The following is a 21,648-nucleotide window of genomic DNA, read 5'->3' on the forward strand; positions in this document are numbered from 1 at the left end:
CGTTTCGGAAGGACGATCTGATGGCACCCCGACCATGTGCAGTGCTGGGAATCGGCCAGACCAAGTACAAGCGGCGCCGCGACGACGTGACCCTCGACGGCCTGGTTCGGGAGGCCACCTTGCGGGCCTTGGAGGACGCCGGGGCCACCTTCGACGACATCGACGCCATCGTGATCGGCAAGGCCCCCGACGCTCTCGAAGGCGTGATGATGCCGCTGCTCAGCCTGTGCGACGCGCTGGGGGCCATCAACAAGCCGATCCACCGGGTGCATACCGCCGGGTCGGTGGGGGCGTCCACCTCCATTTCGGCGGTGAACCTGGTGGAGTCGGGGATGTACGACACCGTTTTGACCGTCGCCTATGAGAAGCAGTCGGAGGGCAACGCCACCTGGGCGCTGTCGGGCGGCAAGAGCGGCGGGCAGGGCGCGGGCGGCACGTTCGCCCCGTGGATCCGCAACTACATCGCCCGCTCCAAGGCCCCCGAGCACATCGGTTGGATGGTGGCGGTGAAAGACCGGCTCAACGCCCTCAATAACGAGTACGCCCACCTGCACCTCCCGGACATCTCCATTGAGAAGGTGCGGGAGTCGCCCATGCTGTGGGATCCGCTCCACTTCTTGGAGTCGTGCCCGTCGTCGGATGGGGCTGCGGCCATGGTGCTGGGCAACGACGACATCGCCAAGAAGTCCGCCCGCCCGCCGGCGTGGGTCATCTCCCACGCCAAGCGCACCGAGTTCGGCCAGTTCCCCGGACGCGACACCGTGCGCCCCCAAGCCGGGGTGGAGTGTTCGGAGGCCCTTTACCGCAAGGCGGGCATCACCAACCCCCGGGAGCAGATCGACTGCGCCGAGCTGTACGTGCCGTTCTCGTGGTACGAGCCCATGTGGCTGGAGGGCCACCTCATCGCCGAGGAAGGCGAGGGGTGGAAGATGACCGACGCCGGCGACACCGAGTTGGGCGGGTCGTTCCCGGTGAACATGTCGGGCGGCGTCTTGTCGTCCAACCCCATCGGGGCGTCGGGCATGATCCGCTGCCTGGAGGCGGCCAACCAGGTGCGGGGCACCGCCGGCGATTACCAGGTGCCGGGGGCCAAGATTGCCATCGGCCACGCCTACGGCGGCGCCGCCCAGTACTACGCCATGTGGATGGTGTCATCTGAGCTCAACCCCGTTCTCTGACATGGCCGGCATCGCTGAGGGCAGGGTGGTGGTGATCACCGGGGCGGCCCGCGGGCTGGGCCGGGCCCACGCTTTGGAGTTCGCTGCCGAGGGGGCCAGGGTGCTGGTCAACGACCTGGGGGTGGAGCGCGACGGCTCCGGTGGCGCGTCGGAGCCGGCCCAAGAAGTGGTGGCCGAGATCCGGGCCATGGGCGGGGCGGCCGAGGCCAACGCCGCCGATGTGGCCGACTGGGACCAGGCCGAGGCCATGGTCGCCCAGGCCGTGGCGACGTGGGGCCGCCTCGATACGCTGGTGTGCAACGCTGGCTTTTTGCGCGACCGGATGCTGGCCAACATGAGCGAGCCGGAGTGGGACGCCATCATGCGGGTCCACCTCAAGGGGCACTTCGCCCCCGCCCGCCACGCGGTGGCCCACTGGCGGGACCGGTCCAAAGCCAGCGAGATGGTGCAGGGGCGGGTGATCAACACCAGCTCCGGGGCCGGGCTGTTGGGGTCGATAGGCCAGGGCAACTACGCCGCGGCCAAGGCCGGAGTGGCCGCGCTGACCATCCAGCAGGCCGCCGAGTGGGGCCGTTACGGGGTGATGGTGAACGCCATAGCCCCCGACGCCCGTACCCGCATGACCACCGGGGTCATGTACACCGAGGAGGCGCCCGACGGCTGGGACGACAAAGACCCGGCCAATGCCTCACCGCTGGTGGTGTGGCTGGGGTCGGACGCCTGCGATGTGACCGGGCGGGTGTTCGAGATAGCCGGCGGGGCGCTCAACGTGTGCGACGGCTGGCAGCACGGCCATGTGGTCGACGTGGGCCGCAAGTACGCCGCTGCTGAGATCGGCGAGGCAGCGCACGCTTCTATTGCGAGGTCGCCGGAGCCCGCCCCGGTGTACGGCGCGAGCTGAGCTCTAGCTGGGGATCTCCCTGAACGGGACCCCTTTGTCCACTCGGATGTCGGGGGGCAGGCCCAGAACTTTGTCGCCGATGGTGTTGCGCTGGATGTTGTCGGTGCCGCCGCCGATGCGCGACGCCCATTGGCCCAAGAACTCGTACTGCCATCTGCCGGCGTCTCGGGCGCTGTCGCCGTGGAGCATTCCGGCGGCGCCGTTCATGGCCATCACCAAGTCGCCTATCTCCCCGAAGTGCAGGGATATGGCCAGCTTCATGGTGGAGCTCTCCGGGCCGGGCAACTCGCCCCTGCTGGCCGCAGTGCGCACCCGATACCCCTGATACTTCAGGACCTCCATGCGGGTGTAGGTCTTGGCCAGCTCCTGGCGGATGACCGGGTCGCGGTCAGTGCCGGTCTGCTGGGCCAGCTTTACCAACTCGTTGAAGCGGGTCCGGGCGTTGGAACCGCCGATCAGGGCCCGCTCGTTGGAAAGCGTGGTCATGATCGGCCCCCAGCCGGCGTTGACCCCGCCCAGGATGTTCTCGTGAGGCACCCGCACATCCGACAGGAACACCTCGTTGAAGTGGGCCGCGCCGGTGATCTGCACCAGCGGGCGAACCTCGATGCCGGGGGTGTTCATGTCTACTAGGAAGTAGGTGATGCCCCGGTGCTTGGGCTGGTCGGGGTCGGTGCGGGTCAGCAGAATGCCCCAATCGCTGTACTGGGCCCCCGAGGTCCACACCTTCTGGCCGTTGACCACCCATTCGTCGCCGTCTCGCACCGCGGTGGTCCGCAACCCGCCCAAGTCTGAGCCGGCCTCCGGCTCGGAGAAAAGCTGGCACCACACCTCTTCGCCCTTCAACATGGCGGGCAGGTATCGCTGCTTTTGAGCGTCGGTGCCGTGGGCGATGATGGTGGGGCCGGCCATGCCGATGCCCACCGCGAACACTCCGGTGGCCGCCACCCGCTTGGCCTCCTCCTCTTTGAAGATGCCGTCTTGGATTCCGCCTAGGCCCTTGCCGCCGTACTCGGTGGGCCAGGTTATGGATCCCCAGTCGCCGTCGTACTTGGTGCGCTGCCAAGACTTGCACCGGTTCACGTAGGCCGTCTCGACTTCGGGGTCCGAGATGGTTATAGCCGTCTGGTCGCGGGGGCCTCCGCCGTCGGCGGGGAGGTTGGCCTCCAGCCACTCGATGCACTCCGCCCGAAAGGCGGCTTCCTGGGGGGTCTCGTCGAAATCCATGACGCATCGATGGTAGCCAGGGGGCTCGCGGCAGGCCCCACCGGACGGCAGAGCTGAGGCGGTGCCGTCTTGCATTCGGGCTCTGCCAGGCGGGGATGGTTCAATGGCGGCGTGAAATTCTCCATGATCTTCGAGGCCCAGATGGCCGATACGTCTCGTGAGAACGAGCAGCAGGTGATCCGCGACTGCGTGGAGCAGGCGGTGCTCGCCGAGGAGGTGGGCTTCGACCGGATCTGGGCGGTGGAGCACCACTGCCTGAAGTGGTACGCCCACATGAGCGCCCCGGAGATCTTTCTGACCTGGGTGGCGGCCCGGACGTCGCGCATCCGCATCGGCCACGGGGTGGTTTGCATGCCGTTCGGCTACAACCACCCGCTGCGGGCCGCAGAGCGCATCGCCATGCTCGACGTGCTGTCGGGCGGGAGGCTGGATGTGGGCGCGGGCCGGGGGGCCACCCTTCAGGAGATGTCGGCGTTCGGGGTCAAGCCCGAGGACACCTACGCCCAGGTGGAGGAGTCGCTGCGGATCATCTCCAACTGCTGGCGGGACGAGGAGTTCGAGTGGGAGGGACTGCTCGACATCTCGCCCCATCCCATCCTGCCGAGGCCGGTGCAGGATCCCCACCCGCCGCTGTATCTCGCCTGCACCAAGGTGGACACCGTGCGGCTGGCCGCCGAGTTGGGAATCGGGGCCTTGGTGCTGGGGTTCGCCGGGGCCGACGAGATCAGGCTGATGAAGGAGACCTACGACGAGGCCATCGCCACCCGCACCGGGGAGCGGTTTGTGAGCGACCATCCCAACGACTGGTTCTCGGCGCTGTGCCCCACCACGATCCTCGACGACCGGGAAGAGGCGTTCCGCATCGGCGCCCGGGGCCAGCGGTTCTTTGCCGAGGCCATCATGCACTGGAACCTGGGCACCCCCCCGCCCAGGGCCGGATCAGCCGACGAGGACACCGCCGCGGCCATCGACGAGGCGGTGGGCAACGTCCACGCCAAGATCAGCGAGATGAACATCCCGCTGAGTGCCAACGCCACCAGTACGTTCAACATCGAACATGCCTATGGCAACTACGAAGACGCCATCCGCTATGTGAGCGAGCTCGAGGCGATCGGCTGCGACGAGATCATGTGCATGATCCAAATGGGCACCATCCCCCAGGAGGTCATGCTCGAGACCATCCGCCAGTTCGGTCACCACGTCATCCCCCACTTCCGCGCCAGGGTGCCGCAGCCAGAGCCAGCAGGATGAAATCAATGGAAAATAACTAGAACAATTCTAGAGTAAAGGGATGTTGTTGGTATTCTCATCCCATGACGACCCTGGTTGTAGACAAAGCCCCGGCTACATCTGTACTGCGAGACGATTGGGGCCTTGCTCTCGAAGACCTTGAAGGGGCCCACCGCAAGAACTTGGAGCTGGTCCGAATCCTCAAGTCCGTCCCCAGCGAGATGGCCTCAGGCGAGTGGTTGCCTGGTGACTGTGAAAACACCTATGAGTCTGCGCTGGAGTCCGCCCACAGGAGCATCGAGAAGTGCCTGACCGCGCTGGGCCGGCTCCACCTTCGCCGGCACCTCGACATCCATCAAGGCGTCGATGCCATGGCCGGCAAGCTCCGCTCAACCCCGTCGGGCTCGTTGGTGGATGCCACCCTCGACACGCTCCGCACCCCCGAGAACACCGCCGCTCACATACGCGCCGCCGCCAACCTCCTAGAGCACACTCTTGCCGTCACCGTCGCATCCGTCCTGCGCCCCATCCCGATCCCCGTTGACGCCGCCGCCACCCTCAACCGCTACACCGACCCCATCGACTACCTCCGCCACCACGCCACCCCCGACTGCTAGCAGGGCGGTGCTCCTGACTTGATCCTGATCAGGCGATATCCTATTTGGCGTGTCTAAGACATCCATTTATATTGACCGGGATATCGCCAATCAGGCCGCAGAGATTCTAGGCACGACCACGCTGCGGGAGACGGTCAATGCCTCGCTATTGGAGACCGTTCTCGCCAGGCGGCGCTTAGAGGCGTTGGAACTCTTCAGTGAGGAGGGCAGGTTCGACATCGATGCGGCCGAGTGTGCCTGGGGCGGCGACGCATAGTGGTTCAGGCCACCCATCTGGCCGACACAAGCGTTTTCTCACTCATGTCAAAGCCCTTGGGTCGCCGCTGCTGTCAGCCCGCTCGCCGCCGCAGGCAGGATCGCCCTTTGCGCCCCCGTGGTATTCGAACTCGGGTTCAGCGCCCGGAGTGCAAGCGACCACCAAGCGATCATGAGCCGGCTGGGCGCATTCGAGTCAGTGCCGGTCACAGCCGCCGACCACGCCCGGGCCATCAGTATCCAAGGGCTGCTCGCCGACCGCGGCTGGCACCGGGCACTCTCACTGGTCGACGCCCTAGTCGCCGCCGTAGCCGAAGCCCACGGCCTAGTCATCCTGCACTACGAGGCAGACTTCGAACTCATAGCCGAGCTGACCGGCCAACCCCACCAGTGGGCAGCAGAGCGAGGCACAGCCGACTAGCTGGATGAGATAGCCGACAAGCGCATGCCCGAGCTTCGAGGTTGATGATCGGGCAAGTCGCCACATGTCCGTCGATCAGCAGCGCGCCGAGCCGCTGGTGTTGTCTGCTTAGCGTGTCTTGGAACCGATCTGGATTGGGATAACAGTTTCAACCTCGTCGCCTTCAAAAACGGCGGCAATCCGCAGCGTGGCCCCAAGCCCCTGCACATAGTTGTCGAGGGTGGAGATCAAGATGTCGTCCCCGTGCTCAAACTGGGAAACGGCAGATTGCGTGATTCCCATGGCCTCGGCCAGATCAGTCTGAGACAGCTTGAGGACTCCTCGGATTTCTTGGAGTTCGATCTCGGCCAAGGTCTCCTTGCGGAGTTCCGCGAGTCGTTCGACGGCACCGGGCCGAGTAATGACCTGCTTATGCAGCTGGTGATAGTTCTTGGTCGAAGGCATGGGGATGGTTCCTTTGAGTAGTGGTTGCTGTAGCTATTCGGAGTGTGGCTCGTCCAAGAGTCCTTCCTCGCCTAGTTCATTGAGGTAGGTGTCGTACAGGTCATCGGCCTGGGAGACCGCCCATTGGTACCACTCGTCCCATTAGCCGGACTTGTTCCCGCCAAGTAGCAAGATCGCATGTCGCCGCGGGTCGAAAGCGAACAACACGCGAAGGGCACCTCTCTTCGAGGCCCGGAGTTCTTTCATGTTGGAATGGCGAGAACTTCCGATCTCGCCAACTACAGGTCGCTTGAGGCTTGGGCCTTGTTCTGCCAGCAGCATCACTCGGTCGTCGAGCGCTTCTTGCTGAGCGTGGGTGAGGCCGTCCCACCATCGCCCGAATTCGTTGGTGTACTCGACCTCCCACACCAGGCTACTATAAGTCTTGACTAATAGAAGTTCAACCTAATAATCATGGTGGGACCTGTCCTGATTTGTCAACGACATGGCTTCCTTCCAAGAAAGATGACCGGCCGCGGTGGTCTCCCTGCCGCGGTGGTGGGTCATGTCGAGGATTTGCAATACGCCGGAAACGAGGGCCGGGGCTTGTGCCCCGGCAACCGCCGGTAAAAGGGTGCGGTGCCCCGAGGCGTTGCCGGGGGTAACCCCCCGGCCTTCATTTAACGAAGCCGGGATGGCCGACGTCAACCTTGACAAGGCTGCCGTTGCCGGAAGCAATGTTTCAACCCTCATGAGGTGAACCATTCTTTGGAATTACGAGCAACGCTTATACACTTGCTTTCGATCAATTGTCTGTAACTTTTGAATGGTCCATATGCCTCACAAATAGTACGTACAAAAGAGTAACTAGAGCCTGCATTTACTTCTCGGATAGCTTGCATAACTGGCTCTTACAGCAAGCTTGAATCTAGGGATAACTGTCACAGGTGGGTTGTATTATTGGGGGTATGGAGTTCACTGGTATAGCGGGTTTTGAAACCGTAGCCGCAAACGGTATGTCTGGCGTGGAGTCGGACGTTGCGGTGTGCGTATACCGCGAGGATGTTGGTGAACTGTCTATTGAAGGATTGGACAATCGCATTGAAGCGCTCGGGCGGGCTCGTTCTCAGGTTGAGGGGTTGCTGGCTGAGGCCCTGGCAGAGCGTGCTCGACAGAGCACTGCTCGGGCTGCGGCGGCGGTGTTGCGGGAGCGGGTCATGGAGTCGGGGGGTAAGGCCGGCTCGGATGTGAAGTTGGCGGTGTCGTTGGCGGAGAACTTTCCAACGACCCTTGAGGCGCTGGCGTCGGGGGAGATCAATGCCAGCCAGGCCAGGGTTATTGAGCGTGTCGCCGGGAAGCCCGATTACCGCAGCGAGGAGGCCATACTGGCTTGCACCAACGAGGCCCCTGCTGACTTGCTTTCTCGCTACGCGCTGCGCTGGGAGCCGATCGAAGAACGGAGCTACTCGAAGTATCAGCAGCAGCGTCAGGATCGCCGGGCGTCCATCACCCAAGAGCCCGATGGCTCCTGGAAGCTGTTCGCCCACCTTGACTACATGTCAGGCAGGTGCGTCAGTTTGGCTTGGGCCAAAATGGCCGAGGCGTTTCGACGCGAGGAGGGCGAGAACAGCAATATCACTTACTTGCAGCGCAACGCCGACGCCCTGGTGCAGCTGATAACACGGGACGGGCCGCAGCGAGCTACTCCGGCAACTCTGCTCATGATTACCGAGTACGACGCTGATACCGGCGAACTCAGCAACCCCCGCCTCGACGATGGGCAACCGGTGCCCCCCGAAGTTCTGGAGCGGCTTCTCGACAACGCTGACGTCTACACCGCTTTCGCTGACGCCGACGGCCAGCCCTTGTGGCTGGGCAGATCGCAGCGGTCGGCCTCGCTGGCCCAGCGCATCATGCTCGCCGCCCGCGATGGAGGGTGTATCGGCTGCGCCTCCCCGTCTGAGCGCTGCGAGGCCCACCACATCCAGCATTGGCGAGACGACGGGCCCACCGACATTCCCAACCTGGCCCAGCTCTGCCCCGGTTGCCACCACCTCGTCCATGACTGCAACTGGCAGGTATGCCACGACCCCGGCTGCCGACATCGAATCAAGGCTCCGCCCGACCCGTTTCCTGATACCGGCACCTCCACCTACAAACTGGCCCAGCACAGCCCGGTACTCAGAATCTGAGTTTTCTGCTCCTGTCAGGCCTTACCCCGAGCGGTCGGGGCCGGCGCGTTGGATGTGGAACCTCACCAGGCAGCGCTGGTCGGTGATCATTGCTTGGCGGTATTCGTTCCAGTCGGGGTGCTCGCCCCTCAGGGTGCGGTAGTACTCCACCAGCGGCTCCAGCGCGTCCGGGCCGAAGATGATCTCGGCGCGGCACTCGACTTGCACCCAGTCGCCGAGGAAGTTGCGGGGGAACACGCACAGCCAGCTTTGGGGGTCGCGGCGCAGGTTCTTGGTCTTGTAGGCGGTCTGCCGGGTGCTCATCACCACGGCGTCGTCCACCACTGCGAGGGTGACGGGCGACATCTGGGGGGTGCCATCCCTACGCTTGGTGGCCAGCACCGCATTGGTGTTCTCCCGGATGTAGTCCAAAGCCTGTGCAGGGTCCATCGGGGCATCCTACGGGAGCGCTCGGCCGGTCCTACCAGCGGTTCCAGCGGGTGACCTGCTCTAGGGGCTGGCGGTGGGCAGGGCGGAAGTCGGTGCCGATGGTGTGCGCGAAGGGGATTAGCGCCAACTGCATAACCTCGTCGTAAGGGATGCCCAGCAGATCGGCTGCCTCTTGCTCGTAGCACAGGTGGATGGTGGTCCACACTGAGCCGATGCCCCTCTCCCGGGCGGCCAGCATGAACGACCACGCTGCTTGGATCACCGACCCCACGTGGGAGGCCACCGTCACCGGGGGGTGGTCCCAAACCCTTCCGGCCAGGCACGGGATCAACATGCCCGGCACTTCATGGAGGTGTTCGGACAGGTGGCCGGCCGAGGCGTACATCTTCTCGTTGGTGGCTTCCAGCTGGGCGGGGTCGGGCACATCCAGCCGGGGGAGCACGCCCAGGTAGTCCCCTGCCACCTCGCCGGCTCGGCGGTACAGGTCGGCCAAGGCGGCAATGAGGTCAGGGTCGGTGACCACCATGAACCGCCAGTTCTGCCGGTTCGAGCCGGTGGGGGCCTGCACGGCGATCTCCAGGCACTCGGTGATCAACTCCGGCGCCACCGGCCGGGAAGTATCCAGCCTCCGACGCACCGCTCGGGTAGTGGTGAGCACCTCATCAGCGCTCAAGTTCAGATGGGCCATGCCCCTGTTCTAGTGGGTCACAAGGTTGGACCACTCACAATGCCGGGCATCTCCGGGTCGTACAGCCACGACTCGACGAGTGAGACGGCGCTAGTGCCGGCAAGGTCGTCGACAATTTCGAGGAAGAGGTCGGTGTTGGTGTTGCCTCCGGCAGATTGGTCGTAATGGGTGCGCAGGGTGTGGAAGAAGATGTCGTCACCTACGTGATTGCGCAGGGAATGGAGCGCTAGCGCCCCACGGCGGTACACGGTGTCGGGGTCAAAAAGCTCGTGGACTTCGATGTCGCCAGGTGGCGAGGTTCCGGCCAGGGTGAGATCGCGGTATTCCCTGGCCATGATGGACTCGATGTCCTGGCCGTAGAAATCGGCCACAAACAGAAGACCCAGGTAGTGGGCGAAGCCTTCGTGTGTCCAGATCTGGCTCCAGTCGTCGACTGTTGCCGAGTTGCCTATCCACTGATGAGCCACCTCGTGGGCGATGACGTAGGGGTCGATGGCGTATAGGCCGTGGATCGACAGCGTCTGGTTCTCCAAGGCGAAGTGCAGAGCAAACGGCATGACGATGGTGCCGTAGACGTCGAACGGATATGGCCCCAGGATTTCCTCGAAGAAACCGATGGCCTCGGGGGCAGCCGCCAGATTCTCGAGGACTGAAGGGTCGGAGTTGCGGGGGACATAGTCGCGGATCAGCAGGCCGTTGGCCATCTGCTGCTCGTGGCGTTCGAAGTCGCCGATGTACACCGCAGCCAGATACGTGGCCATGGGGTCGTCCATCTGCCATGTGGTCGTGGTCTGGCCGTCGACCGAGCTCTCATCGATGAGAAGCCCGGTGGCCGCGGCCTCCACGCCGTCGGGAACGGTTATTCGAAACGTGAAGGTGGCTTTATCGGTTGGATGGTTGTTGCTGGGGTACCACGTCATCGCACCAGAGGGCTGGCTGACGGTGAAAAGGACCTCGTTCATCGAATGCCATCCCATTGGGAAGAAGGGAACACCGACTTCGTCGAAGGGCTGGGGCATTCCCGAATAGGAGACAGCCACCGTGAACTGTGCTTCTGCTGATAGCGGATCGACTGGCTGGATCGTCATCTCCTGGCCATCGCGGGAGAACTCTGCTTCCACACCGTCAACCGAAACGGCGTTCACCTCCAGCCCGAGAAAGTCGAGGTTGAACTCCTCTAGGTCTTCAGTGGCGACCGCAGTGAGGGTGGTCACCGCGTCGATGGTGTTGGTGGAGGGCTCCACGTCGAGATCGATGTCGTAGTGAAGGACGTCGTAGCCCCCGTTTCCCAGCAAGGGATAGAAGCTGTCGCCCACTCCGGCGGATGGATCAAGCGGGACGGGCGCAGCCGTCGGTACAGGGGAGGTTGTGGGAGTAGGTACAGGGGTTGCCGGTGCTGATGGAGGTGTGGGATTAGGCGTAGGTACGGGGATGTCATCGGGGAAGGGGTTCGGGATTGGTGTGGGAGAAATTGCGGGCGTAGGGGTAGTAGAGGGGATGGGTGAGGCTGCGGGTGTCGAGCTGGAGAGTGGCGCGGGGCTGTCGCTGCATCCAGCCGCAATTGCGGCCAATATTGCCAAGCAGACGAGCAGCTTTCTGGCGATCACTCAGTCAGCCTACGAGTATCATTCTCTAATGGCGTTGGAGCTCGACCGCTATCCGGGCGTCACCTACGACGCCACTCCCCCTGAAGTCGGCGATCTCGAGGAACTGCGCCTGCTGCGCAAGTGGGAGGCGGCCATCGGCTACCGCATTTTTGCCGCTATGGATTGGGGCCAGATCGGCGACGGGCATGTCACCGCCCGCGACCCAATCCTCACCGACCACTTCTGGGTGCTGGGCTACGGCATCAGATTCGGTGATGCCACTGTCGACAACCTCACCCTGGTGGGCCCCGAGGGCCAAGGGGTGGCCGGGCCGCTGGATCAGGGTGTGAATTTCGCGGCTTACTACATCCACTGGCCTGTTCTCGACGCCCGTCCCGACCTTGCTTCTGCCGCCCACACCCACACCCCCTACGGCACGCCGTGGTCGGCCAACGTCGAGCCGTTTCGGGCCATCAGCCAGGAGTCATGCGGCTTCGTGTTCGACCAGTCGCTCTACGATGGCGACAACCTCGAGGTGAACGACGTCGCCGGGGGCAAGGCGATTGCCCAGGCCATGGGCAGCAGCCGGGTGTGCATCCTTCGCAACCATGGACTGCTCACCGGCGGGCGCTCGCCCGGAGAGGCCGTGGGGTGGTTTGTGGCCGCTGAGCGGGTGGCCGAAGTGCATGTGAAGGCCCCCGATGCCAAGCCCATCAGCGACGAGGCGGCCAAGGAGGTGGAGGCGTCGCTGTTCTCGCCGGACAACGGCTGGCGCATGTTCCAATGGCTGGCCCGAGACCTGGTGCCCGACCCTTCTGTCGTGTTGGGCTGAGCATCAACCGGCTTCCCGGTCGGGGTCGGAGCGGTCTGCGAAGGCGTTCTCCAGAGCCAACATGGCGGCCTGCTGTCCGGCGCCGAGCCGGTCGGCTTCGGCGGCGAACACCTCGGCGGCATCGGCCAGTTGGCGTTCCACTACCGAGAACGCCACCGGAGGTTCGCTGACCACGAACGTGCCCGCCCGGCCCCGGCCTTCCACGATGCCCTCCCATTCCAGCTCCCGGTAGGCCCGGGCCACGGTACCCGGCGCCAGCCCCAACTCTGCGGCCAGCGACCGGATGGGCGACAGCCGCTCGCGGGGCTTGAGCTGGCCGGATGAGACCATCAGGCGGAGCTGGGCCCGCAGCTGCTCGTAGGGCGGGATACGAGCGTTCTCGTCAATCCAAATCCGCACAGCTAGATTGTACCAATGTACTAACTCATAAAACACAAAATTGCCTCAAAAGACCCAATATCTTGTGGTTGTTGCCAGTTTTGTATTGACCTGATAGCGTCCCTCTCGGCGACCAGAAAGGACGGGATCAATGAAGCTCATCACTGCGGTGGTAAAGCCCCATCAGGTTGAAGACATCAAAGAGGCGTTGGCCGAGGTTGGCGTCCAAGGCATGACCGTGAGCGAGGCCCAAGGGTTCGGTCGCCAAGGCGGCCACACCGAGACCTACCGGGGCACCGAGTACAAGGTCTCGTTCACACCTAAGTCCCGCATAGAGGTCGTGGTGGACGATTCCTCTTTGGCCGCAGCCACCGAGGCCATCGCTGGTGCCGCCCGCACCGGGAAGATTGGTGACGGCAAGATTTGGACTTCCTCGGTGGAGGGGTTGACCCGCATCCGCACTGGCGAGCAGGGCGCTGACGCACTCTAGAAATCCCATTCACTCTGAAGATTGACCGGCGTCGTATTGATAGCGTCCCGGCCCGGTGTACCTCGACTACACAGATGAGCAGCACGCGCTGCGCGATGACCTGAGGAGCTACTTCGCCGCCCTCATGACCGATGAGGTCTGCGAAGCGCTCATGGGGGCCCATGAGACCAGCCCGGTCCGACGGGAGATCTTCCGCCAACTGGGGCGCGACGGCATGCTGGGCATCGGCTGGCCCAAGGCCTATGGCGGCCAAGGACGATCAGCCATCGACCAGTTCATCTTCTTCGACGAAGCTCAGCGGTCGGGCTGCCCCATGCCGTTTGTCACCCTCAACACTGTGGGGCCCACGCTCATGGCCCACGGCTCCGAAGAGCACAAAGCGGCCTACCTGCCAGGCATTCTGACCGGCGATGTCCTATTCGCCATCGGCTACAGCGAGGCGGGCGCGGGCACCGACCTGGCCTCGCTCACTACACGGGCCGTTCGAGATGGTGACGAGTGGGTAATCAATGGCCAGAAGATGTGGACCTCCGGCGCCAACGAGGCCGATTACATTTGGCTGGCCTGTCGGACCAATCCCGAGGCCGCAAACCACAAGGGCATCTCCATCATCATCGTGCCCACTGACAGCCCCGGCTTCTCCCATACCCCCATTGTGACGGTCGGCAACGCCACCACCACCGCTACCTACTACGACGAGGTGCGAGTTCCCGCCGCCAATCTGGTGGGGGCAGAAAACGAGGGGTGGAAACTCATCACCAGCCAGCTCAACCACGAGAGGGTGGGGCTGGCAGCAGTGGGGGCCTTGTCGTTCCAGCTTTACGAGGAAGTGGTGGCTTGGGCAGCCGAAACCCCGGCCGCCGACGGAGAGGTGTCGGCGGTGCTGGACCAGGGTTGGGTGCAGATGGATTTGGCCCGGTGCCACGCCAAGTTGGAGGCCATGAAGCTGCTGAACTGGCAGATGGCCGCGGCAGTGGCTGCCGACTCGCTGGCGCCGGCGCGGGCGTCGGCGGTGAAGGTGTATGGCACTGAGGCGGTGAGCGACATCTACCACTTGCTGCTCGGGGTGTTGGGCGCGGGCGCCCATCTCCGGGAGGGCAGCCCGGGGGCGCTGTTGGCCGGTCGGGTGGAGGCCGCGGCCCGCACCGCTCAGATCAACACTTTCGGGGGCGGGGTCAACGAGGTCCAGCGGGAGATCGTGGCCTGGACCGGGCTGAATATGACCAGGGGCGGTCGGCGATGAACTTCGATTTCAGCGAGTCGCAGGAGGCGGTGGCCAAACTGGCCGAACAAGTCTTCTCCGGCTCGGCAGGGGCCGACCGAGTGGCTGAGGTGGAGCGCACTTCTGAGCGGTTCGACCGGGAACTGTGGGCCGTACTGGCCGCCTCCGATTTGCTGGGGGTGGCCATTGGAGAAGAGCACGGCGGGCTGGGACTCGGCATGATCGAAACCGCTCTGGTGTTGCGGGAACAGGGCCGTCGAGTGGCGCTGACGCCCCTTTGGCCCACATTGGTGCTGGGGGCCATGCCCATTGCCGAGTTCGGCGACCAGATGCTGCGGGACCGCTGGTTGGGGGCGGTGGTGGCGGGCCAGGCGGTGCTTACTGGGGCGTTCTCGGAGTGGGGGGCCGATGACGCGCTATCTCCCTCGGTAACCGCGGCTCGCCTTCCCAATGGAAGCTGGGAACTGAACGGGTCAAAGCCCGCGGTGCCCGCCGCGGGAGTGGCAGACGCCGCGTTGGTGCCTGCCCGCATCGCTGGCGATGGCGACGACCTGGCCGTGTTTGTGGTGGACCTTGACGCCGATGGGGTGAAAGTGGATCTGAGCGAGACCACCAGTCGGGAATTCCATGGCGAAATGGCCTTGAGGTCGGTGGTCGTCGGCGAAGACGCGAGGCTCCACGGCGCCGACGGCCGGTCGATCGTGGAGTGGATTCTGATTCGGGCCCAGGTGGCGGTGGCCGCGGTGGCGCTGGGGTGCTGCGAGGAGGCCACAGCTATGGCCGCGGCCTACACGTCGCAGCGTGAGCAATTCGGCCGCCCCCTGTCCACCAACCAAGGGGTGGCCATGCGGGCGGCAGACTGCTACATCGACACCGACTGCATGAGGGCAACCCTGCTCCAGGCCGCTTGGCTCATCGACGAAGGGCGCTCTGCGGCCGAGGTTGCCGATGCCGCCGCGGTGGCCAAATGGTGGTCGGCCGATGCCGGCCAGCGGGTGGTGCACGCCACTCAGCATCTGCACGGGGGGATGGGGGCCGACGTCGACTACCCCGTGCACCGCTACTTCTTGTGGGTCAAACAGCTCGAAAACATCTTTGGCGGCGGCAGTCGCCAACTGGCCGCAATCGGCCGAACTCTGGCCAAGGACCGGTAGCTACCAGCCCTTCCAGTTGGGGTCGCGCCGCTCTTTGAAAGCGTCTACTCCCTCCATGGCGTCCTCGCCGGCCATCAGCAGGTCTTGGGCCCAGGACTCCATCTCGAACATGGTCTGGCGGCTGGTCTCGAAGCTGCGGTTCACCAGCAGCTTGCTCATCGTGAGGCTCTTGGTGGGCTGGGCCGCCAGGCGCTCGGCCCAGGCTTGGGCCGTGGGCATCAGCTGGTCGGGAGGCACGACCCGATTCACCAGCCCCATGGCGTGGGCATCGGCTGCGCTTACGTCGTCGCCGAAGAACATCAGTTCCTTGGCCTTCTGGGGGCCGATCAGACGGGGCAGCAAGTACACGCCGCCGGCGTCGGGCACCAGGCCCCGGCGCACGAACACCTCGATGAACCGCACTCCTTCGGCGGCGATCACCAGATCGCAGGCCACCGCCATGTGCACGCCCATGCCCGCGGCGGTGCCGTTGACCGCGGCGATCACCGGCTTCTCGCAGTCCAAGATGGCTGCGACCAGCTTCTGAGCCCCGGTCTTGATGCCCCGAGCGCCATCCAGGATGGCTCGGGCGGGGGCCCCTTCAGGCCGCACCGGGTCGGGCCGGGACATGCGCAAATCGGCGCCGGTGCAGAATCCCTTGCCTACCGCGGTGAAGATCACCGCTCGAACGGCAAGGTCTTCGCTGGCCCGGGCGAACTCGTCGGCCAAGAAGTTCCGCTGGTCGGGGGTAATGGCGTTGTGGGCGTCAGGCCGGTTCAAGGTGAGGGTGAGCACGCCGCCGTCTTGAGCCACCAGGATGTCGCCGCCGAGGACCTCGGCGACGGTGCCTTCTGTACTCTCGCTGCTCATGTTGCTGGTACCTCGTCTAGCGTGGCCACTTGTGTCGGGGAACTCCGCCAACCTCTGGTTGAAAACTAGGTGACCGCAGCGGCCGCCCCCCAACCAGTCACCGGACATCCGGCTATCGGGTTGACAGTGCTGGTCATCGCGGCCTCCCTGACCGGCATCGGCCTGTCAATCATGACGGTGGGCTACCCGGCGCTCGGGGAGGCATTCCCCGGCGTCTCCGACCCAACCCTGTCGTGGGTCACCAACATCTTCACCATCGTCGGAGCGGCCACCTTGGTACCTGCCGGTGTGCTGGCCGACAAGCTGGGGCGGCGGCGGATGCTGCTCATCGGCACGCTGCTTTTCTTGGCCGGCTCGGTGGTGGGCGGGCTGGCTCCCTCGGTGGGTGTGCTGATCGGCGCCCGGGCGGTGCTGGCACTGGGCGCCTCCGCCGTGAACACGGCCGCAGTGGCCCTGCTGCTGGCCACAATGCCCGCCAACCGGCTGCCGCTGGCCATCGGAATCTGGGCGGTGGCCGGTGGGACGTCGTCAGCCATCGGCCCGCCGGTGGGCGGATTGGCTATCGAGTGGCTGGGGTGGGAGTGGATGTTCTGGCTGAACGTCCCGTTCTGCCTCTTCGTCCTAGTCGTGGTTCCGTTGGTGTATAGGGAGTCCCGCAGCGCCGACATTCGGGCGCTGCCCGATCCCCTTGGTGGGCTGATGGTGGCCGCGGCCACCGCGCTGGTCACCTTGGGCATCGTGCAGAGCGATCCGTGGGGCTGGGCTGACTGGAAGGTAGGGGGCAGCATTGTGGGGGGTTTGGCCGTTTTCGGGCTGTTCGTTCAGCGGACATGGAATCACCCGAACCCGTTGGTGGAGCTGCGGCTTTTCCGCTTTCCCAATGTTCGCCGGAGCAACCTGTCCATGCTGATATTCGCGTCGTCGTGGTTCGCCATGTTCTTCGGATTCACCGTGATCATCATCCGGTCTTGGGGGTGGACTCCCATCGAGGGCGGGTTCGCAGTGGCACCGCTGGCACTGTTTGCCGGAGTGGTCGGCGTGCTCATCGGTCGGATCGCCCACCGCACCGGCCATCGCATGTTCATCCTCCCCGGCACCGCCATCTACGTCGGAGGCACCATCATGCTGTGGGTGGTGTTGGGCGATGAACCCAACGCCGCGGTGTTCGTGACCGGTATGACCATTATCGGGGTGGCAACAGGCATGGTCTTCCCGTCATTGATGGCCGCATCGGTCACCGATGTGCCTGCCGACCAGCATTCTTTGGCCACCGGCATCAACTTCACCGCCCAGCGGGTGGCGACCACCATCGGCGTGGCCCTCGGGCTTACCTTTGCCACCACTGCCGCCTCGGCATCGGAGGCCATCGACCTGCTCATGGCCATGGTGGTCGTCACCGCCGCCCTGTCTCTGCCCTTCTCCCTCCGGATCGACACCCGCCCTCCACAAGCGCAAGGCTGAGGGCATGTTCATCGCCATTGCCGACATGATCACCCTCGAGGACAAGAGCAACTTCCGGGAGTTCCATGTGGTGGTTGACGGCGACGTGGCCGCCGCGGTGGCGGCCTTCGGAGGACGGGCCTCAGCGTCTGAGCGCGAAAACCACCTGTGGATCGACATCGCCTTCGTGCAAGAGCTGGCCGGCGACACAGCCGACGCTGAATGGCAAGCCCAATTCGACGCAATGCTGGCCTACGCCAACTCCAAAGGCTGGATCGACGAGCCCGCCAACCGAGTAGAAGCCCACATCCAGCCTCTGGGCTAGGCAGCGGCCTCCCTCGTTGAGAGGGGCCGTCTGTTGACCCTCAGTCCTTCAAGTTGGCGAATAGCTCGGCGACGAGGGGCTGGGGGGCGCCGTGGAGGGAGAGGTGGATGCGGTCGGCCAGGGCGCCGAAGCGGTTGCGGATCTCAGCGGCAGCCTCGGCGGGGGTGCCCTGGATGCTGAGGGTGTGGACCATCTCGTCGTCCCACACGTCGCCGATGTCGCCCCAGCGGCCCTGTTTGGTGAGGCGGTTTAGCTCGTCTTGGAGCTCGCCCCAGCCATGGGCGTCGAGCACCACTCGGTAGGCCGGAGTGGAGCCGTAGAACCCCAGGTTGGAACGGCAGAGCTGCTCCACCCGCCAAGCCTCCGACTCATCGGCGTCGTCGCCGTACAGCCCTACGATCACCCCCACTCCGAAGGTGAAATCATCTCGGCGGCGCCCGGCGGCGGACAGGCCCGCTTCCACCGCGGGGAGCGTTTTGGTCCGCAGGAAGCGCTCGGAGCAGAACGGGTGGATCAGGATGCCGTCGGCGGTCTCGGCCACCATCTTGGTCATCTTCGGCCCTAGCGCGCCGGCCCAAATGGGCGGCGTCCCCCACTCCAGCGGTTCGGGCTCGAAGATCGGGGTGGAGAGCGTGAAGGTGTAGTAGTCGCCCCGGAAGTCGAGGGGATCGCCGTCCTGCCACCGGGCGAAGATGGCCTTGGTGGCTGCCATCAGCTCCCGCATCTGGGCCACCGGGCGGTCCCACACCGCGCTGTAGCGCTTGGTTATGTGGGGCTTGATCTGCGACCCCAGGCCCAGGGCGAACTTGCCATCCGACAGCCGGTGCAGGTCGAACGACTGGTAGGCCAGGTGCATCGGGCTGCGGGGCAAGGCGATGGCCACGTTGGTGTATAGGTCGAGTCCGGTGTCTTGGGCCGCGGACAGCAGGGGGAAGAACACGTCGCGCTGGCCCTCGAAGGTGAACACCCCGTCGACCCCCATGTCCTGGTAGGCCCGGGCCTGGTCCCGAACCCCGGCCAGATCAGCCGATAGCGGCATGTCGATTTTCATGGGGTCACCCTGATTGGGCTGCTCGCAATGTCAATTTTCACAGTCAGGAGCCTTTCAAGCGGGGGAACATCGGGAATGGAACCTGCTCGGCGTCCTCCTGTTCGGGTAGGCCGCCGGCAAAGACGGGCCACACCGTCTCGGCGGTGTGGGGGTGGGGAATCGACCAGTCGAACTCGTCGTCGATGCCCAGCATGTTGGTGAACGGCCACATCAAGCCCCGGAAGTACACGTAGGTGCCGTTGCGGACCTTCTCCTCAAAGGTCCAGGTGTTCATCAGCCGGTAGGCGTCGCCCTGGGCTTTCTTGATTGCGGCCAGGATCTCGGGCATCTCCTCACGGTCCACCGGCACCAGCTCTCCGTTGGGGCGGGGTTCGAACACCGACATGGACTCCAGCCAGGCCAGGTTGTCGGCTGGCACTGAGAACGTGGTGGACAGATCGTTCACCCGGTTGTGGATGCCGGGCCGGAAAACCAAGCCCACCACCAGGTTCTGATAGGGCACGTCGGCGGCCACATGGCTCCAGGGGATCCAGCTCTGGGCCAGCGACGAGAACTCCCGCACGATCATGTGCCGGCCGTTGGGCAGCGGGTAGGGGCCGGTGTCCCCGGTGCCCAGCCGGGTGTCGAGGTACAACAAGAAGAGGTATTGCTGGAGTCCGGCCACGAATCGGCGGGCGGTGCGGTTATCGCCGTCGCACTCCACCGGCCAGGCCGCCTCATACAGGGTGTCGATGATCTCGGGGTCGCAGGTCCGCAGCGTGTCGGCCGCATCCCAGCACGAGCGGAAGCCGTCGCCCCGCCACGGCTCTACCCAGCGAATCCAGTAGTCCATGAGGAAGCGCACCCGATCCTCCACGTCGTCCACCTGGGTGGTGAGCCCCATGGCCGAAAGCTCCTCAAGCGCTCTCCAGCCGCCGAACGGGATGCAGACGAGGGCGAAGGGGTGTGCATTGGTGGTCTGCGTGCCCGGCCCCCGCATCTTGGCCCCCAACTCGGACGCCTCCATCACCTCGTCGCAGCGGGCCAAGATGTCGGGCCAGCGCAGCCAGGCCTCCATGCCCGAGTAGCCGGTGTACTCCCTCACCGGGATCAACCCCGAGGTGAGACCGGTGCGCTTCTTGGAGTTCTCCGACACCAGGATGTCCCAGAACTCCACCAGTCGGTTCAGCTCCTCCATGTCCAGCGGAATGGTCTGCGGCATGGCTGATGAGACTAGCCATCGGTTTGGTGGCTAGGTGTGTCGTAGAACGCAGGCGCGGCCTACGATCCTGAAATGCTTGCGGCGATAATGCGAGAAGTGGGCGGGGTCAACCTGGACGTGTGCGACGACGTCGAGATGTTGGATCTGGGCCCTGATGATGTAGCCATCAAGATCACTCATACCGGGGTGTGCCACTCGGATGTGTCGGCCATGAACGGGACCATTCCCCAGGCGCCTCCCGCGGTTCTCGGCCACGAGGGTGCGGGGATCATCGAGGAGGTGGGTTCCAATGTGGACGACCTGGCTCCTGGCGACCATGTGATCGTGGTGTGGTCCCCGCCGTGCGGGACCTGCGTCTATTGCACCGGCCGCAACCAGCCCAACTTGTGCTCCAACATCACCTTCGGCTCCATGGCCCGGATGAAGTTCACCCAGGGCGGCCAGGAGATCGGCGGTATGGCTGGAGCGGGCACGTTTGCCGAGAAGATGCTCATGCCCCGCCAGGGCGTGGTGAAGATCGATGATGACATCCCATTGGACGTGGCCTCCCTCATCGGCTGCGGGGTCATGACCGGGGCAGGCGCGGCCATGAACACCGCCAAGGTCAGCCCGGGTTCGTCGGTTGTGGTGATCGGCGCCGGAGGCGTGGGCGTGGCCGCCATCCAGGGCGCGAGGATCGCCGGGGCCGCTGAGATCGTGGCCGTGGACAAGAACCCGGCCAAACTGGACGAGGCCATCTCCTTCGGGGCCACCCACGCGGTGCTGCCCGAAGACCTGGAGGGGGCCAGGAACGAGATCACCGGCGGCGACGGATTCGACTATGCCCTGGAGTGCGTCGGCGTTCCCGCCTTGATGCGCACCGCCTACGACATGACACGGCGGGGCGGTACCTGCTGCATCGTGGGCGTGGGCCGCATGGAGGAGATGGTGTCGTTCAGCGCCTTCGAGTTGTTCTACAACGAGAAGACCCTGGTGGGGTCGTATTACGGCGGCACCGACGTGCGCACTGACTTCCACCGGCTGCTGCGGTTGTGGAAGAACGGCCGGCTGGACTTGGAGAGCATGATCTCTCGGCGCATCACCATTGACGAGATCAACCCGGCGTTGGAAGCGGTGCGCAACGGCGAGGTCGTGCGCCAGGTCATCGAGTTTTGACGAGCGATGCCTGCTGAGAAGAAAGTCATCGAGTTTTGATGGGCGAGGTCGTTGGCCGGGGCAGCCCGGTGTTCTCGGGCATCTCCGGCCAGGGCTGGCTGATGCGTTTCGACACCCCTGATGACGTCATCGCGGTGCTCGACGCCGGCGACGACGTCGCCTCCGAGACGGTGGCGCTGGTGAAAGACGCCGGGGCCACGTTCTTGGCTCCCATAGAGGCCGACCTGGCTGGAATCCTGTGCCGGTCGGGCGACATCGAGAGCCACCTGGCCATCATCAGCCGGGACTTCCAGATCCCCTGCCTGATGGGGGTGGTTTTCCACGGGGAAGAGCCGGCCAACGGAACCACGGTGGTCATCGACACCGACGCTGGCACTATCTCTGTGGACGGCCAGAGATAGTCA

25 protein-coding genes are annotated in these 21,648 nt (G+C 64.6%); 15 read left to right on the top strand and 10 right to left on the bottom strand.

Annotated features, from left to right (window positions below; all coding sequences use genetic code 11):
• Positions 1 to 20: 20 nt before the first annotated feature.
• Positions 21 to 1,178 (top strand): thiolase domain-containing protein, encoded by a 1,158-nt coding sequence (locus tag ACOOGG_RS03290; RefSeq protein ID WP_420432252.1) that lies wholly within the window; start codon positions 21 to 23, stop codon positions 1,176 to 1,178.
• Position 1,179: 1 nt separating this feature from the next.
• Entirely contained in the window at positions 1,180 to 2,079 is a 900-nt protein-coding gene (locus ACOOGG_RS03295; RefSeq protein ID WP_420432254.1) for an SDR family oxidoreductase, read from the top strand.
• Between the two features lie 3 nt (positions 2,080 to 2,082).
• On the opposite strand, the gene ACOOGG_RS03300 is transcribed toward ACOOGG_RS03295, so the two are convergent.
• Positions 2,083 to 3,306 carry an acyl-CoA dehydrogenase family protein gene (locus ACOOGG_RS03300; protein ID WP_420432256.1) on the bottom strand — a complete coding sequence of 408 codons (1,224 nt, stop codon included), beginning with the start codon at positions 3,304 to 3,306 and terminating at the stop codon, positions 2,083 to 2,085.
• Between the two features lie 111 nt (positions 3,307 to 3,417).
• Here ACOOGG_RS03300 and ACOOGG_RS03305 point away from each other — a divergent pair, with 111 nt between their 5' ends.
• The 4 genes from ACOOGG_RS03305 (at position 3,418) to ACOOGG_RS03320 (ending at position 5,829) form a co-directional block, all read left to right on the top strand.
• Positions 3,418 to 4,557: an LLM class flavin-dependent oxidoreductase gene (locus tag ACOOGG_RS03305; protein WP_420432258.1), complete on the top strand. Its 1,140-nt coding sequence runs from the start codon at positions 3,418 to 3,420 to the stop codon at positions 4,555 to 4,557.
• 62 nt (positions 4,558 to 4,619) lie between these two features.
• Positions 4,620 to 5,153 (top strand): hypothetical protein, encoded by a 534-nt coding sequence (locus ACOOGG_RS03310; protein ID WP_420432260.1) that lies wholly within the window; start codon positions 4,620 to 4,622, stop codon positions 5,151 to 5,153.
• Positions 5,154 to 5,202: 49 nt separating this feature from the next.
• Positions 5,203 to 5,409, top strand: a complete 207-nt coding sequence (locus ACOOGG_RS03315; protein WP_420432262.1) for a type II toxin-antitoxin system VapB family antitoxin — start codon at positions 5,203 to 5,205, stop codon at positions 5,407 to 5,409.
• Positions 5,410 to 5,424: 15 nt separating this feature from the next.
• A complete protein-coding gene (locus ACOOGG_RS03320) occupies positions 5,425 to 5,829 on the top strand; it encodes a PIN domain-containing protein (RefSeq protein WP_420432606.1) in 405 nt (134 codons plus the stop codon).
• 108 nt (positions 5,830 to 5,937) lie between these two features.
• On the opposite strand, the gene ACOOGG_RS03325 is transcribed toward ACOOGG_RS03320, so the two are convergent.
• Both ACOOGG_RS03325 and ACOOGG_RS03330 read right to left on the bottom strand, forming a co-directional pair.
• Positions 5,938 to 6,273 (bottom strand): helix-turn-helix domain-containing protein, encoded by a 336-nt coding sequence (locus ACOOGG_RS03325; protein WP_420432264.1) that lies wholly within the window; start codon positions 6,271 to 6,273, stop codon positions 5,938 to 5,940.
• A gap of 141 nt (positions 6,274 to 6,414) precedes the next feature.
• The gene (locus ACOOGG_RS03330; RefSeq protein WP_420432266.1) at positions 6,415 to 6,681 is read right to left on the bottom strand and encodes a type II toxin-antitoxin system RelE/ParE family toxin; all 267 of its coding nucleotides are present in this window, start codon (positions 6,679 to 6,681) and stop codon (positions 6,415 to 6,417) included.
• Between the two features lie 539 nt (positions 6,682 to 7,220).
• Here ACOOGG_RS03330 and ACOOGG_RS03335 point away from each other — a divergent pair.
• The gene (locus ACOOGG_RS03335; protein ID WP_420432268.1) at positions 7,221 to 8,444 is read left to right on the top strand and encodes a DUF222 domain-containing protein; all 1,224 of its coding nucleotides are present in this window, start codon (positions 7,221 to 7,223) and stop codon (positions 8,442 to 8,444) included.
• Between the two features lie 21 nt (positions 8,445 to 8,465).
• Here ACOOGG_RS03335 and ACOOGG_RS03340 read toward each other — a convergent pair whose 3' ends face one another.
• The 3 genes from ACOOGG_RS03340 to ACOOGG_RS03350 are packed head-to-tail and all read right to left on the bottom strand — an operon-like array spanning position 8,466 to position 10,877.
• Positions 8,466 to 8,873, bottom strand: a complete 408-nt coding sequence (locus ACOOGG_RS03340; RefSeq protein ID WP_420432270.1) for a PPOX class F420-dependent oxidoreductase — start codon at positions 8,871 to 8,873, stop codon at positions 8,466 to 8,468.
• A gap of 31 nt (positions 8,874 to 8,904) precedes the next feature.
• Complete coding sequence (locus tag ACOOGG_RS03345) at positions 8,905 to 9,561, bottom strand: nitroreductase family protein (RefSeq protein WP_420432272.1); 657 nt, start codon at positions 9,559 to 9,561, stop codon at positions 8,905 to 8,907.
• A gap of 17 nt (positions 9,562 to 9,578) precedes the next feature.
• Positions 9,579 to 10,877 carry a M1 family metallopeptidase gene (locus ACOOGG_RS03350; protein ID WP_420432274.1) on the bottom strand — a complete coding sequence of 433 codons (1,299 nt, stop codon included), beginning with the start codon at positions 10,875 to 10,877 and terminating at the stop codon, positions 9,579 to 9,581.
• Between the two features lie 319 nt (positions 10,878 to 11,196).
• Here ACOOGG_RS03350 and ACOOGG_RS03355 point away from each other — a divergent pair, with 319 nt between their 5' ends.
• Positions 11,197 to 11,979, top strand: coding sequence for a class II aldolase/adducin family protein (locus ACOOGG_RS03355; protein ID WP_420432276.1), 783 nt, complete (start codon positions 11,197 to 11,199; stop codon positions 11,977 to 11,979).
• A 3-nt stretch (positions 11,980 to 11,982) separates the two neighbouring features.
• On the opposite strand, the gene ACOOGG_RS03360 is transcribed toward ACOOGG_RS03355, so the two are convergent.
• Positions 11,983 to 12,378, bottom strand: a complete 396-nt coding sequence (locus tag ACOOGG_RS03360) for a GntR family transcriptional regulator (protein ID WP_420432278.1) — start codon at positions 12,376 to 12,378, stop codon at positions 11,983 to 11,985.
• Between the two features lie 130 nt (positions 12,379 to 12,508).
• Between ACOOGG_RS03360 and ACOOGG_RS03365 the strand changes: the two genes are divergently transcribed.
• The 3 genes from ACOOGG_RS03365 to ACOOGG_RS03375 are packed head-to-tail and all read left to right on the top strand — an operon-like array spanning position 12,509 to position 15,223.
• Positions 12,509 to 12,847, top strand: coding sequence for a P-II family nitrogen regulator (locus tag ACOOGG_RS03365; protein WP_419850021.1), 339 nt, complete (start codon positions 12,509 to 12,511; stop codon positions 12,845 to 12,847).
• 55 nt (positions 12,848 to 12,902) lie between these two features.
• Positions 12,903 to 14,090: an acyl-CoA dehydrogenase family protein gene (locus ACOOGG_RS03370; RefSeq protein ID WP_420432281.1), complete on the top strand. Its 1,188-nt coding sequence runs from the start codon at positions 12,903 to 12,905 to the stop codon at positions 14,088 to 14,090.
• The gene (locus ACOOGG_RS03375; protein ID WP_420432283.1) at positions 14,087 to 15,223 is read left to right on the top strand and encodes an acyl-CoA dehydrogenase family protein; all 1,137 of its coding nucleotides are present in this window, start codon (positions 14,087 to 14,089) and stop codon (positions 15,221 to 15,223) included. Before ACOOGG_RS03370 ends, ACOOGG_RS03375 begins: the two co-directional genes overlap by 4 nt.
• Here the strand turns inward: ACOOGG_RS03375 and ACOOGG_RS03380 are convergent, their stop codons facing one another.
• The gene (locus ACOOGG_RS03380) at positions 15,224 to 16,072 is read right to left on the bottom strand and encodes an enoyl-CoA hydratase/isomerase family protein (protein WP_420432285.1); all 849 of its coding nucleotides are present in this window, start codon (positions 16,070 to 16,072) and stop codon (positions 15,224 to 15,226) included. It abuts the gene before it with no gap.
• Between the two features lie 69 nt (positions 16,073 to 16,141).
• Between ACOOGG_RS03380 and ACOOGG_RS03385 the strand changes: the two genes are divergently transcribed.
• Together ACOOGG_RS03385 and ACOOGG_RS03390 are read left to right on the top strand one after the other, a co-directional pair.
• Positions 16,142 to 17,533, top strand: a complete 1,392-nt coding sequence (locus ACOOGG_RS03385; protein WP_420432287.1) for an MFS transporter — start codon at positions 16,142 to 16,144, stop codon at positions 17,531 to 17,533.
• 4 nt (positions 17,534 to 17,537) lie between these two features.
• On the top strand, positions 17,538 to 17,837 hold the full coding sequence (locus tag ACOOGG_RS03390; RefSeq protein WP_420432289.1) for a hypothetical protein: 300 nt from the start codon (positions 17,538 to 17,540) through the stop codon (positions 17,835 to 17,837).
• Between the two features lie 40 nt (positions 17,838 to 17,877).
• Here the strand turns inward: ACOOGG_RS03390 and ACOOGG_RS03395 are convergent, their stop codons facing one another.
• Positions 17,878 to 18,888: a TIGR03617 family F420-dependent LLM class oxidoreductase gene (locus ACOOGG_RS03395; RefSeq protein ID WP_420432291.1), complete on the bottom strand. Its 1,011-nt coding sequence runs from the start codon at positions 18,886 to 18,888 to the stop codon at positions 17,878 to 17,880.
• A gap of 43 nt (positions 18,889 to 18,931) precedes the next feature.
• Positions 18,932 to 20,089 carry a hypothetical protein gene (locus ACOOGG_RS03400; protein WP_420432293.1) on the bottom strand — a complete coding sequence of 386 codons (1,158 nt, stop codon included), beginning with the start codon at positions 20,087 to 20,089 and terminating at the stop codon, positions 18,932 to 18,934.
• A gap of 72 nt (positions 20,090 to 20,161) precedes the next feature.
• Between ACOOGG_RS03400 and ACOOGG_RS03405 the strand changes: the two genes are divergently transcribed.
• Both ACOOGG_RS03405 and ACOOGG_RS03410 read left to right on the top strand, forming a co-directional pair.
• The gene (locus ACOOGG_RS03405; protein ID WP_420432295.1) at positions 20,162 to 21,244 is read left to right on the top strand and encodes a Zn-dependent alcohol dehydrogenase; all 1,083 of its coding nucleotides are present in this window, start codon (positions 20,162 to 20,164) and stop codon (positions 21,242 to 21,244) included.
• Between the two features lie 38 nt (positions 21,245 to 21,282).
• Positions 21,283 to 21,645: a PEP-utilizing enzyme gene (locus ACOOGG_RS03410; protein WP_420432297.1), complete on the top strand. Its 363-nt coding sequence runs from the start codon at positions 21,283 to 21,285 to the stop codon at positions 21,643 to 21,645.
• Positions 21,646 to 21,648 lie beyond the last annotated feature (3 nt).

The sequence above is a fragment of the Candidatus Poriferisocius sp. genome (genome assembly GCF_965214065.1).
In the GTDB taxonomy this organism is placed as follows: domain Bacteria; phylum Actinomycetota; class Acidimicrobiia; order Acidimicrobiales; family Bin134; genus Poriferisocius.